This window comes from Gluconacetobacter sacchari, from assembly GCF_014174255.1.
Classification (GTDB): Bacteria; Pseudomonadota; Alphaproteobacteria; order Acetobacterales; family Acetobacteraceae; genus Gluconacetobacter; species Gluconacetobacter sacchari.
In genome coordinates this window covers 1-693 of the sequence record NZ_JABEQJ010000106.1, presented here as the reverse complement: position 1 = coordinate 693, position 693 = coordinate 1, and the positions used below count along the sequence as shown (strand labels likewise).

Sequence of the window (693 nt, the reverse complement as noted above, 5' to 3'; positions counted from 1 at the left end):
GGCCACGCGCCGCTGTTTCTTCCAGGATTTCGCGCCATAGCGGATTTCGGCATGGCCGCGCAGGGACTGTGCCTGCGTCTCGGCGCGCCGGACGCGGATATCATCGGCCGCGGGTTCGAGAAGCCGGTGCAGCACGCTGTTGCCCGCAAGGCCGAAGATGTAATCGACGTCATGCGCCTCGCACCAGGCCATGACTTCGGGACGTCCGTAATGACTATCCCCGCGCATGGTCAGCCGGGTATTGGGCCAGTGGCTGCGAATACGGCGGATCAGACGACGCAGGTGACCACGAATTTCCTGTCCGGACGGGGTCTTGCCTGGACGGATGACAATGGCAACCGGCCTCGACGTGGCGGCATCGTAAACATGGATCGGCATAAAGCACCGCTCGTCGTGATGCGCGTTGAACAGGGCGAGTTGCTGATGACCATGCACCACATCGACCGTATCGTCGATGTCGAGCGTCACCGCGACGGGTGGCCGGGCGTAGCTGTCGCACCATGTATCGACCAGGGCATAAGTCAGGCGAATGACCTCGCGCAAAGTCGGGGCGTTCTCCCAACGCGAGATCGTGGGTTGCGAGCACAGATCCCGCCCCGTATCGGGCAGTCGTCCGCAGGCGAGCTTGAAACCCGGATCGCGCCGCAGGTGATCGAGGTCGTCGGCGTCCTCATAGCCGCAGGCAATGGCCAG

1 protein-coding gene is annotated in these 693 nt (G+C 63.5%); it reads right to left on the bottom strand.

Features of this window, described 5'->3' with window-relative positions; translation table 11 throughout:
- On the bottom strand, window positions 1-693 hold a 693-nt coding region (locus HLH48_RS22860; protein WP_182999733.1), incomplete at both ends, for an IS1380 family transposase.